At 31.9% G+C, this 232-nt stretch carries 1 protein-coding gene; it reads left to right on the top strand.

Annotated elements, in window-relative coordinates; translation table 11 throughout:
• Positions 1 to 232 (top strand): hypothetical protein (locus SB749_RS21065; RefSeq protein WP_410712036.1); only part of this gene is annotated, 232 nt, incomplete at both ends.

A 232-nucleotide genomic window follows, 5' to 3' on the forward strand; every position in this document is an offset into this window, starting at 1 on the left:
CTAATTGCGGAAGCGGTATTGGAATAGGGGGAATCTATACAGGTCAAGGAGGTTTGTTTAAGTTAAATAAAATCCAAAGAGGTAAAATTAAAGTTAATTTACCGAAAATTGTAGATTCTACTGGAAAGACAAAAGGCTATATTTATGAAAATCAAATTGTTAACTTGCAGGACTTAACGAGTGGTTACGTTAAAGACAATAAAGCTTATAACTTACTAGATGAGTATATAGG

Source organism: Brevibacterium sp. SIMBA_078, assembly GCF_046534565.1.
Taxonomy (GTDB): Bacteria; Actinomycetota; Actinomycetes; order Actinomycetales; family Brevibacteriaceae; genus Brevibacterium.